Below are 24,153 nucleotides of genomic sequence, written 5' to 3'. Positions count from 1 at the left end.
CTCTTACCTTATGGAGTAGTTCGTTTTTTCAAAAATAAAATAGGAATTTATAACTGCTTTTATGGTTAAGAAATAGCTATAACTATTTATCAAAGAAATATTTTGATTTTTCTTTGTTTTGTAGGGTTTAATTAATTCAATACTTATCGCATCAACAAATAAGTTTTGACGGGTGTAACAAGCTTATGTAGTCAGCATTTGCACTTTCTTCTTACCTTGCTGTAAAAACAGTAATGTATAAGCATATTACCAAAATTTCCGATACTCCATATTAAAATAATATTCGCCGTGTATCATTAAAAAATTATAAAGATATGCTGAATAAACTGTATATTTGCTGACTTAGTTTACTTAAAAGTACAGGATATTTTGCTAAAAAATACGTAATTTTTCGTATAATATCATAAAAACAAGGGGTAAGATGTAAAATTTAGATGAATTTAGGAAAATAGTGGGAATCGAAGTACGGGAATTACTAAACTTTCAGGGCAACTAACTGTAACAAAAGGATTCCTCAACTTTTGAGTAACTAGGTTTAGTCAATAAAGTCAGCAGATGTTTGATTCTATTTTCCACGGACTTTACACACCCTCGTTTTGCAATTTGGAATATGAAAACCAACTCATCCAACTCACTGTTAACAGTATCAACTGGCCCACTAAAGATTTCAGAGTTGCCCCCCAACTCCGTGGGTACAGATGATAATTATATTCATCTTTCTCTAGTGATTCCTACTTATAAAGAGCGTGACAACATCAAAAATGTAGTCAGCATATTGAGTCAATTACTGGATGAATCTATTGCAGGAAACTATGAACTAATAGTAGTAGATGATGATAGTCCAGACCGAACCTGGGAGATAGCGCAATCTTTGACGACAGAATACCCGCAGTTGCGAGTGATGCGACGCCAACAAGAACGGGGGCTATCCTCAGCGGTGATTCGTGGGTGGCAAGCAGCTACCGGGAGTGTGCTGGGGGTGATTGATGGAGATTTGCAGCATCCACCAGAAGTACTAATACAACTATTGCATAATATTGAGCAGGGAGCAGATTTGGCAGTAGCTAGCCGTCATGTAGAAGGAGGCGGTGTTAGTAGCTGGAGTGTTGTTAGGCGTTTCTTGTCTCGTGGCGCTCAGTTGTTAGGCTTGGTGATCTTACCGGGGGTATTGGGCAGAGTTTCTGACCCGATGAGTGGTTATTTTATGGTGCGCCGGAGTGCGATCGCAGGTGCAACACTCAATCCAGTTGGATATAAAATTCTCCTAGAAGTAATTGGCCGGGGAAAAGTAGACCAAGTTGCCGAGGTTGGGTATGTATTTTGCGAACGCAAAGAGGGCGAGAGTAAGGTGACATGGAAGCAATATATAGATTACATCCACCACTTAGTGCGATTGCGGCTCTCCACAGGGAAAGTAGGACGATTGAGTAGAAAAGTCAATTTCCCCGTCGGTCGATTTGTCCGTTTTGGGTTTGTTGGCTTTAGTGGTGTGTTTGTGGATTTAACGGTGTTTCACTTGCTGCGTACTGTAATTCATTTAGGTTTAACTCGCAGTACGATTCTTTCGGCTGGAGTGGCAATCGTAAATAATTTTCTATGGAATGATGTATGGACTTTTAGTGATATTTCTCAAGGTCAACGTGCTTTGCATCAACGTTTCAAGCGATTCTTGAAGTTCAGTGCAGTCTGTTTGGCAGGAGTTATATTACAAGCTCTAATAATTAACTTTCTCTATAATGTCTTGGAAATAAATCAGTATTTAGCTAAGTTGATCGCGATCGCAGTTGCTACCATCTGGAATTTCTGGGTTAATTTGAAACTTAGCTGGCGCGTCACAGACGTGAAATAATCACAACGAGGGATTTGAGCTTTAGATTTTTGTTTTTAGATTTTAGAACGAACTTAAATCTCAAACGTCAAATCTACAAATCCATGAATGTGAGGCCCAGCAATGAGAGTTTTTTTTCAAGGTGCATTTTATTTTTACAAACAAATTATCTCGTTGCTACCTGCATCTGCTAACCATTTTTTGCCTCTGGCAGATAAAAACTCTGGCTCACAACGCAAGCATTGGCATAATTGGCATCGCCTTCCTCCTTCCTGGGTTAATCTCTTGCTGATCTTAATCTGGTTGATCGTTGGCATCAGCTTGCGCCTAGTCAACTTGACTGCAAAGCCTCCTTGGACTGATGAGTTTGCCACCTTGGTGTTTAGCTTGGGGAATACTTTTTTATCAGTTCCCCTCGATCGAGCGATCGCACCTGATATCCTATTACAACCACTGCAACCAAACCCAGTGGCTAGTATTGGTGATGTTATTCATAACTTAGCTACACAAGATAGTCATCCACCACTGTATTTTGTGCTGGCTTATCTGTGGATGAAATTATTTCCCAGTGATGGAGGATTGGTATCGCTGTTTGCGGCGCGATTGCTACCAGCGATAATTGGCGCTGCCTCCATCCCATGTGTTTATGTATTAGGTAGAGTAGCGTTTCGTTCGTCATTAGTGGGACACTTGACTGCTGCCATGATGGCAGTATCACCTTATGGCGTATTTTTAGCACAAGAAGCGCGTCATTACACTTTGGCAATCTTATGGGTAATTGGTTCTCTCACCTGCTTAGTAATTGCCACACGTCATATTCAAAACCGCACACCTTTACCTATATGGATAGCACTTTTCTGGATAGGAATTAATGCTTTAGGTATTGCTACTCATTATTTTTTCACCCTTACCCTTTGCACAGAAGTCGTAGTTTTGATTTTTCTGGCTTGGCATCAATTGCAAACTAGCAGCAAATTTTCTCTCCTCTTTTCTCCTCCCTGGCGGCGCATCTATGCCGTTGCTATAGGTACTGGTGTAGCGGGTTTAATTTGGATACCAACCTTGTTAGAGAATGAAAATCGTGGTGCTTTGACCGAATGGATTCGGGGTTCGCGCGTTGGACTAGATTGGTTAAGCCCAATTTTTCAAGCTTTAGGAACATTGATTGCAATGATTTCCCTATTACCAGTTGAATCTTCACAGCTATTGGTTGTGATTCCTTCTGGAGTGGTGATGCTGACTTTCTTTATTTGGGCAGTACCAATTTTGCTGCGTGGGATTAAAATTCAACTACAGCACCCAGAAAACCGGATGATGATTCAGGTACTTGCTGGAGTAGTTATCAGTGCGATCGCTTTATTCTTTATTTTTACGTACTTTTTGGGTATTGATCTTACCAGGGGTGCTAGATATAACTTTGTTTACTTTCCCGCGATCGTGGTTTTACTAGGCGCAAGTCTCGCAGTTTGTTGGCATCCTCCCCAGATGGAAACAGAGCAAGGCAAAAATGGGATAACAAGCATAGGTAAATGGGGAATAAGCGGGAAAAAAGCCGTAATGTTAATTTGGTTAATGGGATTTTTCAGTGCAGTTACAGTAATCTGCAATCTCGGCTATCAAAAATATTATCGCCCTGACCTATTTGTGCAACTAATTCAACAAACATCCCCAACACCAGTATTGATTGCCACCACCCACAAAACTTATGTACACACTGGGGAAATGATGGGAGTTGCGAGGGAGATTAAACGTGCAAATTCACTCCAAAATCCCCTGTTTCTCCTGGCTCATCAAGATCGAGATCCGAATGCTTCCACTATTGCTTTGGAAAATACTTTAAAAAAATTACCACGACCTTTTGACTTGTGGCTGGTAAACTTTCACGCACCGGTAGCAGAAACCGTTAAAACATGCGCTATATCTGATACTCAATCTTTGCCAACCGTAGACGGCTACGAATATGAACTTTATCATTGCCAATAAGCTGGGAACTGGGGACTGGGGATTGGGGACTGGGGACTGGAGTGGGAGTTAGAACTTGTATTCACCTCAAAAAAAAACTCGTTCATCCATCTCAAAGACTCGTTAATCTCTTTCAAAACCTCAAACCTGCCAATCCCCAGTCCCTAGTACCCAATCCCCAATCTATATGCATCTTGTGGAAGTTCCTCAAATATGAATATCCATAGGAGACTAGAGAAAGAATAACAAAATCTATCTGATAGGTTTTCAAGCAGCAAAGGCTGTAACTAGTTAAGGAGGATTTATGCGTGCAGTACTGATGGCAGGGGGTTCGGGAACGCGGCTTCGCCCGTTAACTTGCGATCTGCCGAAACCGATGGTGCCGATTCTAAATCGACCAATTGCCGAACATATTATCAATCTCCTCAAACGACATCAAATTACAGAAGTTATTGCAACATTGCATTATTTACCCGATGTCTTGCGAGACTATTTTCAAGATGGCAGCGATTTTGGCGTTCAGATGACTTATGCCGTCGAAGAAGATCAGCCTTTGGGTACAGCTGGCTGTGTAAAAAACATTGCCGAACTTCTTGATGAAACTTTTTTAGTCATTAGCGGTGATAGCATAACAGATTTTGACCTGACGGCTGCGATCGCATTTCACAAACAAAATAAGTCAAAAGCTACTTTGATTTTAACCAGGGTTCCCAACCCGATTGAATTTGGAGTGGTGATTACTGATGAGGAAGCCCGGATTCGGCGATTTTTAGAAAAACCCTCTAGTAGTGAAATTTTTTCTGATACCGTTAACACTGGTACTTACATTCTCGAACCAGAAGTTTTGGAATATCTGCCAGCAAACGTTGAATGTGACTTTTCCAAAGACTTATTCCCTTTACTACTAGCAAAAGATGAGCCAATGTATGGTTACATTGCTCAAGGTTACTGGTGTGATGTCGGTCACTTAGATGCTTATCGTGAGGCTCAATATGATGCCTTAGACCGGAAAGTGCAATTAGATTTTGCCTACAAAGAAGTTTCCCATGAGTTATGGGTAGGGCAAAATACTTACATTGACCAGACGGCTGTGATTGAAACCCCAGCAGTGATTGGTGACAATTGCCGGATTGGGGCAAGAGTCCAAATTGAGGCAGGAACCGTAATTGGGGATAATGTAACTATTGGTGCTGATGCTAATCTCAAACGTCCCATCGTGTGGAATGGGGCATTTATTGGCGAGGAAGCACATCTTTCTGCCTGTGTGATTTCCCGTGGCACTCGTGTAGACCGCCGCGCCCATGTATTAGAAGCTGCTGTTGTGGGTTCGCTTTCCACGGTGGGAGAAGAAGCCCAAATTAGCCCTGGTGTACGTGTTTGGCCCAGTAAAAAGATTGAGTCAGGGGCAGTTTTAAACATTAACTTGATTTGGGGAAACACCGCCCAACGGAATTTATTTGGGCAACGTGGTGTCCAAGGATTAGCGAATATCGACATCACTCCAGAATTCGCTGTGAAATTGGGATCTGCTTACGGTTCTACTTTGAAACCTGGTTCTAAAGTAACGGTTTCCCGCGACCAGCGTAATGTTTCTCGGATGGTGACGCGATCGCTGATTGCTGGTTTAATGTCTGTAGGTATTGATATTCAAAATCTCGATGCCACAGCTATCCCCATTGCCCGCACAGTTATACCCACAATGTCGGTAGTTGGTGGTATCCACGTTCGGGTACATCCCGACCGCCCTGACTACATTTTGATTGAATTCATGGATGCAAAGGGCATTAATATCTCCAAAGCCCTGGAAAAGAAAATTGAAGGGGCTTACTTTAAGGAGGATATGCGGCGGGCGCTAATTCATGAAATTGGCGATGTGTCTTATCCCAGCCAAGTTATGGAGCGCTACTGTACTGCTTTTGAGAAACTGTTGCATGTGCATACACTCCGCAACAGTCGCGCCAAAGTGGTGATTGATTATGTTTATGCAGTATCGGGGGCAGTTTTACCCCAAATGTTAGATAAATTTGGCGCTGATGCAGTGGTATTGAATGCCAGTGTCAATAAAACGGCGATGTCAATCACCGATCGCGAAGGATTGCTGACTCAGTTAGGTCATGTAGTGGAGGCATTAAAAGCTAACTTTGGGGTGCAAGTATCCGCTAATGGAGAACAGCTAATTTTAGTTGATGAATCAGGCTACCCAATTCGTGGCGAAACTTTAACAGCACTGATGGTAGACATGATATTAACTGCTAACCCCAGAGGAACAGTAGTTGTACCAGTTCATGCTTCCAGTGCTATTGAACAAGTCGCCCGTCGCCATGATGGTAGAGTGATTCGCACTAAAGCTAACCCTACAGCTTTAATGGAAGCTTGTCAGAAAAACCCGAATGTGGTCTTAGGAGGTAGTGGAGAGACTGGTTTTATTTTCCCGCAACTGCATCCGGGATTTGATTCCATGTTCTGCATTGCGAAGATAATTGAAATGTTGACTATACAAGAGCGATCGCTTGCTGCTGCGCGGTCAGAATTGCCCCGTGTAATTCACAAAAGTTATACAGTCCGTTGCCCGTGGACAGCTAAGGGTGCTTTGATGCGTTACTTGGTAGAAACTCACCCAGCCCAAAATCTAGAATTAATTGATGGAGTAAAAATTTGTCAACCCTACGATGACAGTTGGCTGTTAGTTTTACCAGATGCCAGCGAACCACTGGTGCATTTGTATGCAAATAGCAACGATCGCGAATGGGTAGATGAGACTGTGAGAAACTACCGCACTCGTGTTCAGTCGTTTGTAGAAAGACAACAAGAATATCAACCAGCCGAAGTGTAATTCGTAATACTTCTCTACGAGAGGCTGCGCCAACGCCTACGCTCAGTACAAGTTCGTAATTCGTAATTCGTAATTGAATTTTTTAATTACGAACTACGAATTAACAATTACGAATTATGTTGAGGGGGTTTGATATCATGTCCGCGTAATTAGTTATGCTAACCACAGTCATTACACCCCACCCCTTAATCCCCTCCCCGCAAGCGGGGAGGGGAGACAAAGCGTAGCTTTGGCGGGGTGGGGTTCTTCGGGTTTAATAAGCAATCAAGCGGACATGATATGAAATTCTCATTGAGAACATTCTGGTAAATTTTTCTCATCGTAATTGCAATCAAAATAAATTAAAGCTTCCCTAGTAGAAGCAAATCCTTGAGTTGTTGTATATGGGTCACTTTCTGGATTTGCTTCATATCGCCAAATTTTCAAATAGTAATGATTATCATCTGTAGACCATAATTCGTAACGGTAATTACCTCCTGAACCCTGACTATTTAAATAGTCAGCTAGTGCTGTATTTGATGTAGACACAAAGCTAAATACAGTCAAAACCGGAATTACGGCTAGTTTTAGTATTTGGATTAATTTCATAAATGCACAAAAAACTTACTCCCTCTAGCCTCCTTTACCGAAGTGATTTTTGAAACCAGTAATTATGGGGATGTTTTGTGAGGATATCGTAAGATGCGATAAATCGCGTCTCTACAAACGGTCTATTTGTCGCATTCTTTTTTCAAATTGGTATCATTGGTGTCAACTTAAGCCGAAAACTATATCGGACAGGCGTTTTGCAAATCCCTCACGCCCTCATCCCCTAACCCCTTCTCCCTTGGGAGAAGGGGAATTGAATCTCTAGCTCCCCTCTCCCTTAGGGAGAGGGGCTGGGGGTGAGGGCAAAACGTTGTCACCAAGCGGGTTTCACGTTAAATTGACACCTATGGCAAGATGCCCGCCCCACAAGATTGGATAATTTATTTATTGGAAGTCCCTAAGTGCATTTAGCCATTAGGTTAGTGATTTCTAGTCTGCTAGCGCCGTGGGATTTTTGCTTTTAGAACTCTCCAGCTAAGGCTGCAACACACCGTTCGCAAATTAGGGGATGTTCTGCTGATTCTCCCACATGAGTAGAGTAGTTCCAACAGCGATCGCACTTTTGCCCTTCAGCATTCAGAACATCAATAGTTGTTATTTTCTCAGTACCCAACAATTTAGCTACTTTTATCTCTTCTTCTGCTTCTTTAGCAGGGGATTCTGCCAGTTCAACTTCAGATACTAGAAATAGATAACGTAACTCATCTACACCGTTACTTTGTTCAATTGAATTAGGGTTAAGTGCTTGTAACTGTTTACGCAGTTCCAAATCAGAGATATATAATAACACCTTAGCTTCTAGAGAAGACCCAATTTCCTTGGCTACTCTCCTTCCTTCTAAAACCTTGTTGACCTCAGTACGGATTTGCCGGACTTGTTGCCAAAATTCCGCTAACTCTGGATTACGCCATTTTTCCTCAACCTGCACCCAACCGGCTTCAAAGACTGATTTGTAAGGTGTTTTGTAAGGGAGATATTGCCAGATATCTTCAGCAGTGTGAGATAATACTGGAGCGATCGCTCGTGCTAAATTATCTAAAGCTATTTTCAGCACCGTTTGACAACTGCGACGGCGGAAAGCATCTTTTGCACTGATGTACAGCCTATCTTTGGCCACATCTAAATAAAAGTTGGATAAATCCACCACGCAGAAATTCTGCACTGTTTGGAAAAAGCGGAAGAATTGGAAACTTTCAAAGGCTGCGGTGACTTCTTCAAATACTTCGGTGATGCGGTGCAGCATATAACGGTCAAGTTCTGGCAATTCCTCGAAGGGAACTGCATCTTTTTCTGGGTCAAAATCATCCAAGCTACCCAACAAAAACCGCGCCGTATTGCGAATCTTACCCCTAACATCATTCATTTGCTTAATGATGTTTTTGCCAATACGAACATCGCCGGAGTAGTCAACCGATGATACCCACAATCTCAACACATCTGCACCGTAAGGCGGTTCTACTTTTTGATTTTTTCCGCCTTCAATGATTGTATTTGGATCGACCACATTTCCTTCTGACTTACTCATCTTTCGCCCTTGTTCGTCCAAAGCGAAGCCGTGAGTTAGCACAGTTTTGTAAGGTGCAATGTCATTTACTGCTACGCTGGTGAGCAAACTTGATTGAAACCAACCGCGATGTTGGTCAGAACCTTCCAAATATATGTCAGCAGGGTAGCGTAACTCTGGACGCTGTTGAACGACAGCTGCCCAAGATGAGCCAGAATCAAACCATACATCCATTGTGTCTGTACCCCGGCGGTAAGACTTGCCATTATTACGATAAGATTCTGGTAATAATTCTTCAATTGATAATTCCCACCAAGCATCAGAACCTTTTTCTGCGATGATTCCTTGGACGTGGTTGATAATTTCTTCGTTCAACAGTGGTTCCCCTGTGGCTTCATCGTAGAAAACGGGAATGGGTACACCCCAAGCGCGTTGACGAGAAATACACCAATCGGAACGTTCCGCTACCATTGGCGTGATGCGATTTTCACCTTGGGCTGGAATCCATTTTACAGTTGCGATCGCCTTCAATGCTTCTTCCCTAAATCCTTCCACGGAAGCAAACCATTGTTCCGTGGCGCGGAAAATTGTTGGCTTCTTCGTCCGCCAATCATAAGGATACTTGTGGGGGTATGGTTCTTCCTTCAACAAAGAACCAGCCGCAGCCAGTGCATCAATTACCGCTTGATTCCCATCACCCAGCACATTCAACCCCGCAAATTGTCCCGCTTCTTCGGTAAAATTGCCATTGTCATCCACTGGTGCAAGGATGGGTAAACCGTAGCGTTGACCAACAATGTAGTCTTCTTGACCATGACCGGGAGCAGTATGTACCAACCCAGTACCTGATTCAGTAGTAATGTAATCACCGCCGACGACAATCGGACTTTCGCGCTCATATAGAGGATGACGATAAGTAGTATGTTCTAAATCATTCCCTTTGAATGTGGCTTTTACGGTTAACTCAACTCCCAAGGTTGAAGATAAACGTTCCACTAAATCAGCAGCAACAATGAGATAGCGGAACCTCACCCCCTCAGTCCCCCTCTCCGTTAACGGAGAGGGAGAAGAAACTTCCTCACTCCCCCTCCCTGCTTGCGGGGAGGGGGTTGGGGGGTGGGGTTCCACTTCCACCACTGCATAATTCAAATCTGCATTTACCGCCACAGCCAAATTCCCCGGAATTGTCCAAGGTGTAGTCGTCCAGATAGCCACACCCAAATCTGACAGATATTCCGCCAACAGTGGTTTTACAGTTTCAGCCAAACTTGTAACTGCAAAAGCTGCATAGATACTGCGGGAAACGTGACCTTCAGGATATTCCAACTCAGCTTCAGCCAAAGCGGTTTTAGAACTGGGACTCCAGTGAACCGGCTTTAAACCGCGATAGATGTAGCCTTTTAAGAACATCTGACCAAACACGCCAATTTGAACCGCTTCATATTCCGGCTTTAGAGTTAGATAAGGATTTTCCCAATCACCCCAAATACCGTAGCGTTTAAAATTATTGCGCTGGTCGTTTACCGTCGCTAGTCCAAATTCTTTCGCTTTCTGCCGCAGTTGTAAAGACGTTAAATTTTGCCGTTCTGCTGGCTTCATGTTCTGCAAAACTTTTAACTCAATTGGCAATCCGTGACAATCCCAACCAGGAACGTAGCGAACTTTACGCCCTTGTAACATTTGGTAGCGGTTAATAATATCTTTGAGAATTTTATTTAAGGCATGACCAATATGGAGTGAGCCATTAGCGTAGGGAGGCCCATCGTGCAGTATAAATAATTCGCCGGGGTTATTTTCAAAGAGGCGATCGTAAATTTTATTTTCTTCCCAAAATTTTTGGATTTCAGGCTCACGCTTGATGGCGTTTGCCCGCATATCAAAATTAGTCTTGGGTAGGTTTACTGTATCTTTGTAACTTCCTGATTCGGTCACAGTCTCATGCCTAGAATTAGGTGTGCAGGTTTTATTAATTATAGAAGATGGCATCAAAACCAAATTTTTCTATTTTACCATTAGCTTACTATCAATAAGAATTTTTGAAGAGATACATTAATTATGACTAAGTTCTTGCTAAGTAAGTGGAGACGATACTTCAAACTGTATCTCCCCTTTGTATTTATTGTGGCAGTACTGGCTGGAATAATCTTTTCCAGATTGAGTGTAACTATGGCTGCTGATTCCTTGCTAGATCCGAGAACCCAACCGAAGTTCATCAATTCATTGCCGTCTCTAGCAAGGATAGATGCGAGAAACGGTGGTCACTTCAATGTAGAGATAGGAGAAACCAAGCAATGGCTTGGATTATATAGTCCTGGTGCAGATGGCATATATGGTACAGACGATGATTCACGCTTGAATACAACAGTTTGGGGGTATGGCTTACAAGGGCAAAAGAGTGTTACTTACCCAGGTTCCACATTCGTGGCGCAAAAAAACGTACCGATTAAAGTGCTGTGGAACAACAAACTACCAAAATCTGGATATAAGTTTTTGCCAGTAGACAAGAGCATTATTCCAAAATCGATTGAAAACGCTCTCCAAAAAGGGCTTGTACCTACAGTGACGCATCTGCATGGCGGTCATACTGAGTGGACTAGCGACGGATTTTCTGAAGCTTGGTTTACACAAGATTTTTCACAAACCGGAACCAGTTGGGTTAAAAAGAACTATAGTTATGCAAATGACAGCCGGGCAGCAACACTCTGGTATCACGACCACATCCTCGGTAATAGTCGTTTAAGTTTATACGCTGGTCTTGCAGGCTTCTATTTGCTGAGGGATAATAACGAAATTAATCTAATCAATCACAACATTTTGCCTAGTGGCGACCACGAGAAAGAAATCATCATCCAGGATCGGGATTTCACTGCGGATGGTCAGCTTTACTACCCACCAAGTTCAAATTATCCTAATGCTCCATATCCAAGTGTAAAGCCGAATTTCTACGGTGATTTCATCCTAGTAAATGGTATGGCCTGGCCAAAGCTGGCGGTCGAACCTAGAAAGTACCGTTTACGCTTGGCAAACGGTTCAAATTCACGCTTCTACAACCTGAATTTCAACGACTCAAAGGAAAAGTTTTACGAAATCGGCACTGAGCAAGGCTTATTAGAAAAACCAGTCGCGCTTGAAAATTTAGTTCTTGCTCCAGGTGAACGCGCTGATGTGATTGTTGACTTCACTGGCGATTCGGGAAAAGAGTTGATCATCAGGAACTTCGATGATAAAGCTGATCCCAATCTTACAGGTCAGATCATGAAAATTACGGTCGATAAACCACTTTCAAATGTTCCCAATGCGACAGTCGATACCAATGAAAGTGATGGACTGACAACACAGCTGCGACCTGACAAGATTATACCTCCTGCTCAAACCGGACTGACTCGGAAACTGGTTCTTTTTGAAAATTCGGATGAATACGGTCGGAAGTTGCTAGAGCTAGGTACATTGGCAGACGGCTCATTGCGCTATGACGATCCAATTACTGAGAAACCAAAACTCGGCACAACTGAAGTTTGGGAATTATACAACGCTACACAGGAGCCACACCCAATTCACTTGCACTTGGTTTCCTTTTTGATTCTAAATCGACAGAATTTTGCTAGCAGTCCAGTCCCAGCGATGCCTACGGCGGTAAACTACGCAGCTTCTGGTAAGTCTAAGCTATTTCTACAAAATGTTGGACTAATCGGCAATCCTGAGCCTCCACGACTTTCTGAGAAAGGTTGGAAAGACACCGTAGTTGTTAACCCAGGTGAAGTTGTTCGTATTATTGCCACCTTCGACAAACCAGGGTATTACATCTGGCACTGTCACATCCTGGAACACGAAGACTTTGATATGATGCGACCCTTTGAAGTTGTTACAACTCCCTAGAACACCAATTCAGTAATCCTTAAAGAACCTCTCACGAATATCCCTCCCCTAAATTTTCCGCTTTGCCTCATCGGATTGGCTGTCAACCAGGGGAGTAATCAGAAATTTTGCGGAGGTTGAGAGTTAATCGACATAAAGTAGTATACTCTTTTGGGTTCGCCTAAATCTATCAACAAGTTTCGTCTAAAAACCAAAAATTTTGGGGTTGCTCTAATGCTAAGTCCTGTAGTCACAGTCAGTATCTTTCAAAAACAACCCGATCCTAAAGTATTCTCAGCAGGTGAAGTCATCTTTGAAGAAGGACAGTCTGGTGATAATATGTACGGCATTCTTGAAGGAGAGGTAGATATAGTAGTCAATGGCAGCGTTGTAGAAACCATTGAAACAGGCGAAGTTTTTGGTGCTGGGATACTTGTAGGGGTAAAAAATAGAAATTACACAGCTATTGCCAAGGTGGATACTAAACTAGGTTTCCTTGATGAAGAGGGGTTTCTCTTTGCTGTTCAGGAAACACCTATGTTTGCGATACAGGTGATGAAAAGCTACTCAGAGCGTTTGAGTCGCTTGCAGCGTATGGTCTAAATCACCTCAGTCGGCATAAGTTCCAAAACTAATCAGAATATGCCACTAATTTTGCCTCCTTTTTTAGAAGGCCATAGATATATATATTCTCTCGCTTCGGGAGTTAGAAGTCAGTATTCAGAGAATTCTAGATGCTGGCTTTTTACTCCTGATTTATATAAAGTGAAAGCTGCAAAATTTACCGGAGTTAGCTAATGGCGCGTAAACGATTGATTATTGAGATGGGAATGGGAATCGATCAGCATGGACAAGAACCAACTGTAGCAGCATCTAGGGCAGTACGAAATGCGATCGCTCACAATGCCTTACCTGGTGTTTGGGAGGTTGCAGGTTTGAATCACCCCAATGAAATGATTATAGAAGTTCAGGTGGCAGTGCCATATCCAGAACAAGTTAGGGAAGAAGAAGTACTCGCTGTATTACCATTTGGGCGAAAAACCCTCACCGTAGAAGCTGGGGGGATGGTCGTTCAAGGGCGGGCGATTCCCGAACTCAATGATAAAAATGACGAAATGTTGATTGCGATCGCTGCTGTTACAGTTCTCATCGAAGATGAGTAGCTGAGGTAATTAATCCTTTATTCTTGCTTCAGGTTCAGAAATTTTACTGAAAAGCTATTAAGTTATATTTGAACGCCGACTTCATTTGTCCCGGCGCGATTTTAAATCGTCAAGTATATTTGCTGTTTACTTTTTCAAAAAGCCTCATTGCTTTATAAAAATACCTGTTTACTTTCTCAAAATACTTAAATGCTTTCTCAAAATGGCATTTGACTTACTCAAAAGCTGTGTTTGCTTTCTCATTTTGGTGTTTTCCGCAAGCAAAATGACCTTTGACTTACTCAAAAGCTGTGTTTGCTTTCTCATTTCGGTGTTTTCCGCAAGTAAAATGACCTTTGACTTACTCAAAAGCTGTGTTTGCTTTCTCATTTTGGTGTTTTCCGCAAGCAAAATGACCTTTGACTTACTCAAACCCCAGTTTGCTTACTAATTTTGGTGTTTTCCGCAAGCAAAACGATCTTTGACTTACTCAAGATGCTTGAACGCTTTCTCATTGTTAACTTTTGAAGTTTCACTCTATAAATGTTCTATCTATAGGACTAAAGATTTGCTAATCCAAAAGTATAAAATAATATAAACCTGGAGATAAATATGTCATTAGAAACAGAAACACTACAGGCGACACCACCAACTTCTACTTTTGAGAAACTAGAGGAAAAGCAAGAATTTAACTGGAGGCAATGCTGGTATCCCGTCACCTTTGTACAAGACTTACCTGCCAACCGCCCTCATAGCTTTTCCTTGTACGATGAACCTTTGGTTTTGTTCAAAAACAAAGATGGACAATTTATCTGTTTAGCAGATCGTTGTCCTCACCGTACAGCGAAACTTTCTGAAGGACAAATTATTGACGGCAAAATAGAGTGCTTATATCACGGTTGGCAGTTTGGCAGTGATGGCCAATGTCTGCACATTCCCCAATTAGCAACAGATGCAAAAATTCCAGTTAATGCTTGCGTGCCATCTTTTAAAGTTGTGGAACGCCAAGGTATGATTTGGGTATGGGCTGGCGAAAAAGAAACTGCTGTTGATGAAATTATTCCAATTTTGCCAGATTTAGATAAGTCAGGATTTGTGTGTGCAGACTTTACATTGGATCTGCCTTACGACCAAACATATCTAGTCGAAAATGTTATCGATCCTGCTCATGTTGCTATTAGCCATCATGGCACTAGAGGGGGTAGTAATCGGAAAAATGCCCAACCGCTAGAAATGGAAGTGCTAAAGAATTCGGTTCAGGGGGTTAAAGGCAGATGGCGGGGAACTAACAAATCAAATGAAGCCTGGAAATATGTTGATTTTGTTGCTCCCAGTCTTGTGCTAAACACTGCTTATATTGAAAAAAAAGATTGGACATTTGGACTAGCTTTGTATTCAATTCCTTTAGGTAAAGGGCGATGCCGTCTTTTAGCTAGAGGTTATCGTAATTTCATGACTTGGGGAGTCAAGCTGAGGCCGCGCTGGCTCGATCACTTGAATACAAACAAAATATTGGAGCAGGATTTGCCTCTGATTGCGGGACAACAAGCAGAAATTGAGCGCTTGGGAAGAAGTCTCAAAGAATTATATTTGCCGCTGAAAACATCTGACACATTAGTGATTGAGTACCGCAAGTGGCTAGATAAATTTGGGTCATCTTTGCCTTTTTATCACGGCTATTCTACATTTAAAAATGTTGAGAATGGCGAGTTGGATTCAAAGCCGATTTTGCTAGACAGATTTTCACGACACACACTTATTTGTAGTTCTTGCAATCGAGCTTATCAAGTTACAAATCGGGTTAAACAAAGTTGTATCGGAGTAGCGATCGCTCTAGCTGCTGTAGCAATACTTGCAGATGATTCTACAATCAAAATAGCAGCAATATCGGTTTCCATAGCAGCAATTATCATCTCTGTTATGGCTCATACACTCAAAACTCGCTTTGAGCATTCCTACACTCGTCACTAAAATAGTTACTGGGAACAGTTCGTAGTAAGCACTTTAGTCTTTATTTTCTCAGCACTAAAGTGCTTACTACAAACTTTTCATTACTAGCTTAGACATTAGACCTCTTGCAAAAGTCTTTAACACCCCACCCCCAGCCCCTCCCCGCCTGCGGGGAGGGGAGAATTTGACGTAAGTCAAAGGCGGGGTGGGGTTCTTTTTTTGATTTATGCAAGAAGTCTATTGTACTGATAGATGTGTGGTAAATTTGCTCACCTTAAACGATTTGCTCAAACCCCAAGTATTGTTAAGTCACGATCGAGTTAGTGGGTCTGCGCTAAAGTAAAAATATTGGGATAAAAATCTCTGGCAGTAAGTTCAATAGACCATTAATCTTTACCACTGCGGCGATCATGTCTCAAGAGCATAACGAATCACTCCAAATTCAGGAGATCACCAAACTCAAACCGAAACACTTTGCTGATTTAGTCAGATCGGCACAACTGGTTTTCGACCCTACAGCCGGAGTTTCGGGAAGACATATAACAGTTGACTGGGAACAATTTGGAATTCCCCGTGATGTGGCGGACAATCTCAAATCACTTGGTCAGCACTACCAGTATGCATCTCCTCACATCCCTGTTGAAGACATTTGGAGTAAATTAACTCCAGAAACTCGTATTTGGTTCGTTGAAAATAAAGATCGGTTGTGGCAGCTTGAAGAAGCTTTCCCAGCCCTTGACGAAGATTGAAGAGGATATAAGGTAGGAGGTTGTCACCTTCTGCCTCTCTACAAGGATAAGCAAAAACTGCGATGGCGTAACCGCCCGCTGGAAGCGATCGCAAGCAAATAACGAATATTGACATCGACTCTATTGGTCAACGACTACCTAGCATTTCTCCAGGTTACGGTTATACTGCTATCATTGCTGGCTCTACTGGTCAGCTAAATTTACTGAGTATTATTTTATTCGGTTTAATAATGGTAGCAAATTAGTACAGAATAAATTGAGACATCCTTTAGCTGGAATGTTTCAAGGTATTTTATTGTTTTCTTTTTTCTTTCAGTAGTAAATATATTAATTACAACAGGCTACGAGTAATATCAAGTCCGGGTAAAGGTATGGGAACATCAAAGAAAAACCAATCCACAATAACTAATAACTAATAACTAATATTTGAGGAGATTTAATGTGTCTAGTCGTAAATTATCTTGGTTACTGAAACTAACAATTATTACATTAGTTACTGGTGCTAGTAGTTTAGGTATCAGCTTGCTTTTAACCACAAGCGGATTTGAGCATTTGTTGGGAATTATCAAGCCAAAAAGCGAGAGTGCTAAAGCGAGTCATAACAAGCTCATGAGTGCAGATGCACAGAATATAAGTCCAGTCACAGACCAGATGAATGAAGTGCCAAAGGCATTTCAGGGAACAATCGTTTATCAAGGGAAAGTAAAAGCGAATGAAAAAGTTATCGCCCTAACTTTTGATGATGGCCCTGCCCCCAAAAATACGGCACAGATTTTAGAAATTTTGAAGAAAAATGATGTCAAGGCCACATTCTTCATGGTCGGGCAAATGGTGAAATATTTTCCCCAAGTTGCCAAGCAAGTGGCTGCTGATGGTCACGTAATTGGTAATCACACATGGCATCATTGGTATCGTCACATGGACGTAGCTACTGCTGCTAGTGAAATTGATCGCACAGCAGAAATCATCTACGAGACTACTGGAGTAAAAACTACTCTATTTCGTCCTCCTGGAGGCTTTCTGAATAATGGACTAGCTGAATATGCCAAAAACGAGAAATACGCTGTCATGATGTGGTCAGAACAATCGGGAGATGCTGAACGTCGTTCGCCTCAAGTTCCAGGGCTGGTCAAAAATGTGCTGAAATATGCAAAACCCGGTGCAATTGTACTGCTGCACGATGGGGGCGGCAATCGTTCCAAGTCTGTCAAGGCTTTACCAGAAATGATCGCAGGTTTAAAAGCTGAAGGCTATAGATTTGTGACGATTCCCCAACTACTGGAAATACAAGCCCAAGAAGAAAGTGTGGAGACAGCAGTATCACCTGTAGTAAAAAATCAAGAACATCCAAACCAACAGCTTAATCATCAATGATATCCCAATACGGTTCAGTTAAGGTTTTTTGATGAAAATTATTGCTCGTCAAAGACGCGATAAATCGCCGTCTCTTGCCTGCGATTCATCGCGTCTCTTGCCTTAACCAAACAGTATTGAGTGATATCCCGTTCAGGTAATTAGTTAGTTTATTGCAGCAATGCAATTGTGTCGATTAACAATGCTAATACAGCAATCTAAAATCGGGTTTCATACTCAACTTGGAGTAGATTTTCATCCCCCAAATCAGTTGAGCCTCGCATCAGAATTTCGTCATTGACTCGATAGAGGACATTGTAACGGAAAGAGTCATCGCTAGAAAGAGCGCGTGATAAAGAGGCAGAGAAATTTCTATTGATGTCAAATACACCTTCTGCTGATAAATTCAGAATTGAAGCTCTTGATACTTCATTGTTAGTCGCAGGGGTAGGAAATATCCGAAATTCACTGAAACCAACAGCCTGTCCGATCGCAGTGATAGTTCCTTGTAAACTACCTAAAATGGTAGAACTAGCGAAATTAGTTAGCCCTTGCCCTGCATCTGCTTGACCGAAAGAACCCAGAATTGAGCCACCCAGCAAAGCTACTATTTCTCCCTTGCTACGGCTAGGTTCGCTCGTCAGTTCTAGATTGTCGCCCAATTTACTAGCTGGCCCGCTCACTCTAGCTTGAACGTTAACGCTACGTAAAGTCCCAAAGTTATTGATAGAAACATCGCTGACTTCAGAAGACAAAGGTGATTCCAAAGTTTGAGTGTTCCTTGCTGATGCTTCCGGTACAATTGCGGTCAGTCGGACATCCAAAGTCGGGTCAAGTCCTTGACTTGGAGTAAACCGCGCAGTTTGTTCATAGCCCCGCGCCAAGGTAAACTCAGTGGAAAATAAGCTCAGTCGTCCTCCTGTCAAACGAATGACTCCTTCAGGAAGCGGTTTGGCTAATGTACCATTGATAGTCAAGTCGCCTTTAGCGTCAAAGCTCAATAGGGGCTGACTTAATGCTGCTCCTCCTGGTACAAAGCTTAGTAGGGACTGAGTTGTAACCCGAATATCTTTATCTAAAATCAACTTTAAATCTGCAAACTCTACAGGTAAATTGGGTGGAGTTGCGGCGCTAGTGCTTGCGTCTGCTGTCGCTACTGGCTTAGTACTTCCATCTACTGTAGCCACTGGGTTAGTGCTATTCTCTGCTGTCGGCGTAACGTTAGGGTTAACCTCTTCTCTATCTAGATTTATGACCTTAGTATTAGCCTCTGCTGTAGCTGCTGATTTTTTAGCAGTAGTAGTCGAGTTGCCAATAATTACCTGACCATCACTCAGTTTAATCTCTCCACCAATTACAGGTTTTAACGCTGTGCCGCGAATCACTACATCACCACCGACACCGCCTTCATACAGTCCTGCAAGCTTAAAATTGAGTTTGTCTGCTATTGATACTGTCAGGGGATTCGCTGCGGCTTGTTGAGCATCAAAAATTGGCAAGATACCTGATGCAGTTACTTGCCCTTGATTGTAATTACCTTGGATATTTTCAACGCTTACCGTACTACCATTGAATAGCGCTGTTCCTGTGACATTCGTTAGAGGTTCAGATAAGGCTTCAGCGCGAAAGGTTGCATTATTAAGTGTGGCGTTGCCGTTGATAATTGGTTCGTTTAAAGTACCTTGAACATTTAAATCTACTTTTCCTTGACCGTCTACCCAAGCGACTTGATTGTTGGTCAACAGATTTAACAGTGCCAATCCTTCATTTTGCACATTGGCGTTGATGTTGATTTGATTGCTATCTGGTTGCACTTTGGCAAAAGGTAACGGTGCAGGTACGCTACCTGTAATGGCAACTGGCTGCGTTCCTGTCACGAGTAAGGTACTATCAAAATTTAAGCGAGCTTTGTTGTAGTCAAAGTTCACCTCTCCTGTTTGCACGGGTTGTTTGTTAAGAGTTGCATTCGCCAGTGTCACTTTGCCTTTCGCACTAGGGTCTTGCAAACTACCTGCTAAGGTGGCATCAGCATTCACTTTCCCAGTGATATCTACGGGATATTTTTCGATAAAAGGCTCTAAAAGTGATAGAGGTAGACTGGCTACATTCAATTTTCCAGATAGTTGCTCAGTTCCTAACTGTCCTGAAAACGCCACTAGTCCTTGATTTATGCCAACACTCAAGGGCGAAAGTGTGACGATTCCATCGGCAAAATTGCCTTGAGCAACGACTTGATTGATGGAGTAATTACCCCATTGCCAGTTCGCACCTTGGAAATTAAAGCCAACATTCAACCCAGATTTTAACGAGCCATTAGCTGTAATTGCTCCGCTTAAAGCACCTGATAATTCTGCAAGGGTGGGTAAAGATGGGATTTTTTTTGTTTCTGCTTGCTGTTCTTTGGCGATCGCTGTTGTAATATTCGAGAAATATGCTAACTGTGTTTTCAAGTCTGCATTGGGCAAACTGATAGATTCAGTTGGAAGTGCTTCTGCACCAGCTAACGTTGGAGGCTGCAACCCGGTACTAAGGTCTTGAAAGTCGAAGATATTAAATGCTTGTAAAAGTCTCTGGATTTTGGCTTCGGCAAAATTAGCTTGGAATTGAAATTGCGGATCATTCCCTGCTTGCACATTACCACTGAGAGCGATGTTGGTATCGCCAATCCGCAATTGACCATTAGCCAAGCTAGCCGTACCATCAGCATAATTGATGCTGCCGCGAAATTCATCTGCTGCAACTCTGGCAACGCGAGGACCTGCGATCGCCACATCTCCCGCAATGGCATAATTATTCAGATTGACAACTAAATTACCCGATAATTGCCCTCCCAAAGGTTTCAATTGATTGTTAGGTAAAAAGCCGCCAACAAGAGCGATGGGAAACTGTTGGGCGTTGATTATCAAGTTATCTCCCTCAGTTCTACCTGTAGTAATTGCCTCATCGCGTTTAACTAAAAATGAAGTGGGACGATAATCTGCACCTAAATTAAGGGCAATCCGATCTTGTTTACCAGCTAATCGCAGAGTTGCCCCTTGTCCCCCTTGAAAATTCACATTTCCGGTTAAAAGTGGGTCAAATGCCAAGTTACTTACATTGAAATTCCGCAGTCGGATATTGCCATTAGCTTGGGGTACATCTGGAGTTCCTGTAACTTTCCCATTAAAATCAAGTCGTCCTGCTATTGCTACGTCCCCAGGAACTTTAAAACCAGTATTTTGTAAGTTGAAATTTCGCGCCAGTACATTTAAATCAAATCCGGCAATTTGGGGTGCGCCAGTTGGGGGAGACTGAATAGCGATCGCACCATTAGCACTAAATCCTGCGGTACTTGCGTTTTCAACGATAATCTGCTGTCCATTCCATTGAAATCTTGCAGTCAGCGGTTTTGCCAGCTGCGCTACTCCTTGGGGAAGGCTGATTTGTCCCGCAGCGCGAATATCCGCAAGCTGGAAAGATTGGGTTGTGCCAGCTAACTGAATATTGCTATTCAGCCGTCCTCGCAGTTGTGGTGAGAAACGGCTGAGTTGAATTTGAGAAGTTTTGACAGATCCTTGCCAGCGTTGTTGTGCAAGTTGACCTTGAGCGGTGATTGTCCCCCCTGCGACGTTCACAACCGCATCGGGAAAGACGATATTCTCTCCTTGTTTGGTAACAACAACTCGCCCGGTAGTGGGATAGGTGGCACTAGGCGCTTGCACCCGCGCTACTGTTTGCAGATTGCTCAGAGTCCCGGAAATATCGGCATTTGCTGAGACATTCCCAATGGTGATGGAGGGTGAAGAATTGTAGGCTTTGGCGATCGCATCTCCTGGTATATTTTTTGCTTGGACATTCAACGCCACCCTACCTTGGGGTGCAAGCTGAACTCGTCCGCTAGCTGTGACTTGCCCTCCCACATCTGGATTTGCTTGAACGCGAGAAATATTGACGTTTAACGGTGTACCCAGAGAGCCAGAAATTTTAGCGTTCGCAGATATACCACCAACATTAATGGGAGTTGAAATACCATAACCTTGAGCGATCGCATTTCCTGGGATACCTTCAGCTTGAATATCTACGCCTACCTCACCTTGGGGAGCGAGTTGAATTTGACCATTCGCTGTGATTTGTCCCCCGGCTGGCGGCGTTACCCGAACATTAGAAACATCAAGTTTTAAAGGCTGTTTGCGAAGTGAGCCAGAAATTTGAGCTTTTGCTGAAACATTCCCCACTGCGATCGGTAGAGTAATGCCATAGCTGCGTGCTAGTATATCTCCTGATATCCCATCAGCTTGAGCATTAAATATTACCCCATCTTTGGTTCCCAGATTAGCTTGACCACCGCCTATAATTTGACCGCCAGCTGCGGGGACTATTTTTAGATTAGAGACAGTAAGTTGAGATGCAGTTTGAGATGCATTCAAGCGGAAATCAGTGTTGATGGTTTTAAATTGAACGCGATCGACTTGAATCGGTTTTGTATTACTTACTGTACCGCTGACGACTGGTTGTTGAAGTGCGCCTAGTATTTTAATATTTGCTTGAATTTCGCCACTAGCTGGGACTGACGAATTTACTTTCAGGGTATCTAAGATATTTTTCGCAGTAACAGGTTTTATCTGAGCAGAGACATTAAAACCTGTTTGAGTATTAATTGTTCCATTCGCCAGAATGGGAACTTTGCCAAAGTTCGTACTCAGATTATCTAAAGTAACTGTCTGACCTTGAAATAGAAATTTCCCATTAAAATTAGAAATCGGCTGAGGAATATTTTGAATTTTAGCGGTGACTTGATTAGCTGTAGCTGTTCCCGTAATTGCGATGTCTGATAGTTTGGCTGGAATCTGAACTCCTAAGTCAGCATTTAAATATCCTGCTTGCAGAGCGATCGGTAACTGAATTAATCTAGCGATCTCAGATACTTGTAAATTTTGTGTTGAAAGCTGGAGGTTAGTTTGTTGAGCTTTTAGTTGGGTTTCGCCAACAATTTTAACAGCGCCTCCCCTAGTGAGTTGAGTATTGAAGTCATAACCGACCCTTTGATTTTGATCGGAAAATCGGGCAATACCACCAACTCGATCTAATATTACTGAGCCTTTGGGTTTAGTCGGTGCAGCGAATGGCATCAACTCTATATTGCCATCTTGAATTTGAAGTGACTGCAACTCAGTTTGAATAAAGCCTTGTCCTTCCCCAGTCTTAACTTGGGCTGTCACCCAACGCCCATCTTTATCCTGTTGAACGTAGACGTTGGGTTGAACTAAGGTGACATTTAATGCCAGTTTTCGGCTAAGAAAGAGTTGCAACGGCGAGAACTGCACCTCCAAAGCTTTTGCTACCACCCGATCTGCATCGCTGGAAGTTGCTGGTATCGATAGAGAGTTAAATCTCAGACTAGAAAGCGAAAAACGTTCAACGTTCCCAACTTTGACTGGACGCCCCAGTAATTGCTCAAGATTTTGCTGCACTAACGGAGCTAAATCTTTGTATACATAGTTTCTAGCCCACCAAGCACCAACTATAATTCCAACTAGTAAAACCCCACCCAGAGCCAAACTGGTACGTCCTAAAAGCAGGAGCCACAGACGACGATTAGATGGTTCCTGATTGTTTTCTGAATTTGGCGATCGCTTCATGATTGTTACCAGTACCAGTACTTTTTTCTGGAGTGAGGCGAGAGACAGGTTAGTTGTAGTTGTATCCGCAAGTTACAAAATATGGTTTCACAATATCAGGAATTACGCAAGAACTTTGCAGCAAGTTGCTTCTATTCATTAGACGAGACTGCACCAATAAGACGCATTTGCGGTGCGTCTATGTTATTTCATAATTTCGCCTAATTCCTGAATTTATTTCGATTAATAATTTCTCACCAGACATTAGTTTTATTATTTTTTAAATTTGGAAACTTTGCTGGTATTAGGAAGATTATTTAGAATTTTCTGTGCGTCTTACAAAAGAAGTGGTATGGCGTTTCCTAATCACATTAGGTACATCATAGTCCCCTCTTCGCTTGCGGGGAGGGGGTTGGGGGTGGGGTTCTTACACCTCACTTAACCGAGAACCGCTATATAGATATTATCTTTCAGAAATTAGCTAATATTTTATGATTAAATTACTTTGCGATCGCACCTGTATATACGACTCTGGTTATAAAATTTAATCTTTGTAAAATCTAACTTAGTATAGATGACGATGGTAAGTAATCTTAGATTTGCAAGTAATGTAGAGTGGAAAGTCACTTCTTGAAGCTGGATTTAGATCCCCCCTGACCCCCCTAAAAAAGGGGGGAACTGGAATCAAAGTCCCCCTTTTTAAAGGGGATTTAGGGGGATCTAAAACGTTTTGCTACTAAGAAAAGGACTTTTCAAACATCCTCTAAATACCAAAATTCCCGACTTCTCTAA

General features: G+C 42.4%; 13 protein-coding genes. 9 read left to right on the top strand and 4 right to left on the bottom strand.

Translation table 11 applies throughout. The features are described 5' to 3' along the window. Window positions 1-610: 610 nt before the first annotated feature. From CDG76_RS04165 to CDG76_RS04155, 3 genes are all read left to right on the top strand, one after another. Window positions 611-1,849: a glycosyltransferase gene (locus CDG76_RS04165; RefSeq protein ID WP_094347770.1), complete on the top strand. Its 1,239-nt coding sequence runs from the start codon at window positions 611-613 to the stop codon at window positions 1,847-1,849. Window positions 1,850-1,951: 102 nt separating this feature from the next. Then, window positions 1,952-3,811, top strand: coding sequence for a glycosyltransferase family 39 protein (locus CDG76_RS04160; protein WP_094347769.1), 1,860 nt, complete (start codon window positions 1,952-1,954; stop codon window positions 3,809-3,811). Window positions 3,812-4,094: 283 nt separating this feature from the next. Then, window positions 4,095-6,623, top strand: coding sequence for a mannose-1-phosphate guanyltransferase (locus CDG76_RS04155; RefSeq protein WP_094347768.1), 2,529 nt, complete (start codon window positions 4,095-4,097; stop codon window positions 6,621-6,623). 288 nt (window positions 6,624-6,911) lie between these two features. Here the strand turns inward: CDG76_RS04155 and CDG76_RS04150 are convergent, their stop codons facing one another. Further along, window positions 6,912-7,211, bottom strand: a complete 300-nt coding sequence (locus tag CDG76_RS04150) for a hypothetical protein (protein WP_094347767.1) — start codon at window positions 7,209-7,211, stop codon at window positions 6,912-6,914. Window positions 7,212-7,671: 460 nt separating this feature from the next. Then, window positions 7,672-10,647 (bottom strand): isoleucine--tRNA ligase, encoded by a 2,976-nt coding sequence (gene ileS / locus CDG76_RS04145; RefSeq protein ID WP_190240752.1) that lies wholly within the window; start codon window positions 10,645-10,647, stop codon window positions 7,672-7,674. Between the two features lie 234 nt (window positions 10,648-10,881). Between ileS and CDG76_RS04140 the strand changes: the two genes are divergently transcribed. The 3 genes from CDG76_RS04140 (at window position 10,882) to CDG76_RS04130 (ending at window position 13,733) form a co-directional block, all read left to right on the top strand. Next, complete coding sequence (locus CDG76_RS04140) at window positions 10,882-12,591, top strand: multicopper oxidase family protein (RefSeq protein ID WP_190240751.1); 1,710 nt, start codon at window positions 10,882-10,884, stop codon at window positions 12,589-12,591. A 213-nt stretch (window positions 12,592-12,804) separates the two neighbouring features. Further along, window positions 12,805-13,173: a Crp/Fnr family transcriptional regulator gene (locus tag CDG76_RS04135; protein ID WP_094347951.1), complete on the top strand. Its 369-nt coding sequence runs from the start codon at window positions 12,805-12,807 to the stop codon at window positions 13,171-13,173. 194 nt (window positions 13,174-13,367) lie between these two features. Beyond that, on the top strand, window positions 13,368-13,733 hold the full coding sequence (locus tag CDG76_RS04130; protein ID WP_094347764.1) for a Lin0512 family protein: 366 nt from the start codon (window positions 13,368-13,370) through the stop codon (window positions 13,731-13,733). A 168-nt stretch (window positions 13,734-13,901) separates the two neighbouring features. On the opposite strand, the gene CDG76_RS04125 is transcribed toward CDG76_RS04130, so the two are convergent. Next, complete coding sequence (locus CDG76_RS04125; RefSeq protein ID WP_094347763.1) at window positions 13,902-14,102, bottom strand: hypothetical protein; 201 nt, start codon at window positions 14,100-14,102, stop codon at window positions 13,902-13,904. A 222-nt stretch (window positions 14,103-14,324) separates the two neighbouring features. On the opposite strand from CDG76_RS04125, the gene CDG76_RS04120 reads away from it, so the two are divergent. The 3 genes from CDG76_RS04120 (at window position 14,325) to CDG76_RS04110 (ending at window position 17,785) form a co-directional block, all read left to right on the top strand. Beyond that, the gene (locus tag CDG76_RS04120) at window positions 14,325-15,683 is read left to right on the top strand and encodes an aromatic ring-hydroxylating dioxygenase subunit alpha (protein ID WP_094347762.1); all 1,359 of its coding nucleotides are present in this window, start codon (window positions 14,325-14,327) and stop codon (window positions 15,681-15,683) included. Between the two features lie 389 nt (window positions 15,684-16,072). After that, entirely contained in the window at window positions 16,073-16,411 is a 339-nt protein-coding gene (locus CDG76_RS04115) for a hypothetical protein (protein WP_094347761.1), read from the top strand. A 441-nt stretch (window positions 16,412-16,852) separates the two neighbouring features. Further along, on the top strand, window positions 16,853-17,785 hold the full coding sequence (locus CDG76_RS04110; RefSeq protein ID WP_094347760.1) for a polysaccharide deacetylase family protein: 933 nt from the start codon (window positions 16,853-16,855) through the stop codon (window positions 17,783-17,785). Window positions 17,786-17,982: 197 nt separating this feature from the next. Here the strand turns inward: CDG76_RS04110 and CDG76_RS04105 are convergent, their stop codons facing one another. Beyond that, entirely contained in the window at window positions 17,983-23,382 is a 5,400-nt protein-coding gene (locus CDG76_RS04105; protein WP_094347759.1) for a translocation/assembly module TamB domain-containing protein, read from the bottom strand. Window positions 23,383-24,153: the final 771 nt, after the last annotated feature.

It is taken from the genome of Nostoc sp. 'Peltigera membranacea cyanobiont' 210A (genome assembly GCF_002246015.1).
Lineage (GTDB): Bacteria > Cyanobacteriota > Cyanobacteriia > Cyanobacteriales > Nostocaceae > Nostoc.
Note: the sequence above shows the minus strand (reverse complement) of the source record. Positions and strands in the feature narration are given on the sequence as shown.

Coding starts and splice junctions, on each gene's coding strand:
- CDG76_RS04150 (WP_094347767.1), bottom strand. CDS start 7,211: ATGAAATTAATCCAAATACTAAAACTAGCCGTAATTCCGGTTTTGACT.
- CDG76_RS04135 (WP_094347951.1), top strand. CDS start 12,805: ATGCTAAGTCCTGTAGTCACAGTCAGTATCTTTCAAAAACAACCCGAT.
- CDG76_RS04120 (WP_094347762.1), top strand. CDS start 14,325: ATGTCATTAGAAACAGAAACACTACAGGCGACACCACCAACTTCTACT.
- CDG76_RS04165 (WP_094347770.1), top strand. CDS start 611: ATGAAAACCAACTCATCCAACTCACTGTTAACAGTATCAACTGGCCCA.
- CDG76_RS04105 (WP_094347759.1), bottom strand. CDS start 23,382: ATGAAGCGATCGCCAAATTCAGAAAACAATCAGGAACCATCTAATCGT.
- CDG76_RS04155 (WP_094347768.1), top strand. CDS start 4,095: ATGCGTGCAGTACTGATGGCAGGGGGTTCGGGAACGCGGCTTCGCCCG.
- CDG76_RS04160 (WP_094347769.1), top strand. CDS start 1,952: ATGAGAGTTTTTTTTCAAGGTGCATTTTATTTTTACAAACAAATTATC.
- CDG76_RS04130 (WP_094347764.1), top strand. CDS start 13,368: ATGGCGCGTAAACGATTGATTATTGAGATGGGAATGGGAATCGATCAG.
- CDG76_RS04115 (WP_094347761.1), top strand. CDS start 16,073: ATGTCTCAAGAGCATAACGAATCACTCCAAATTCAGGAGATCACCAAA.
- CDG76_RS04140 (WP_190240751.1), top strand. CDS start 10,882: ATGGCTGCTGATTCCTTGCTAGATCCGAGAACCCAACCGAAGTTCATC.
- CDG76_RS04125 (WP_094347763.1), bottom strand. CDS start 14,102: ATGAGAAAGCAAACACAGCTTTTGAGTAAGTCAAAGGTCATTTTACTT.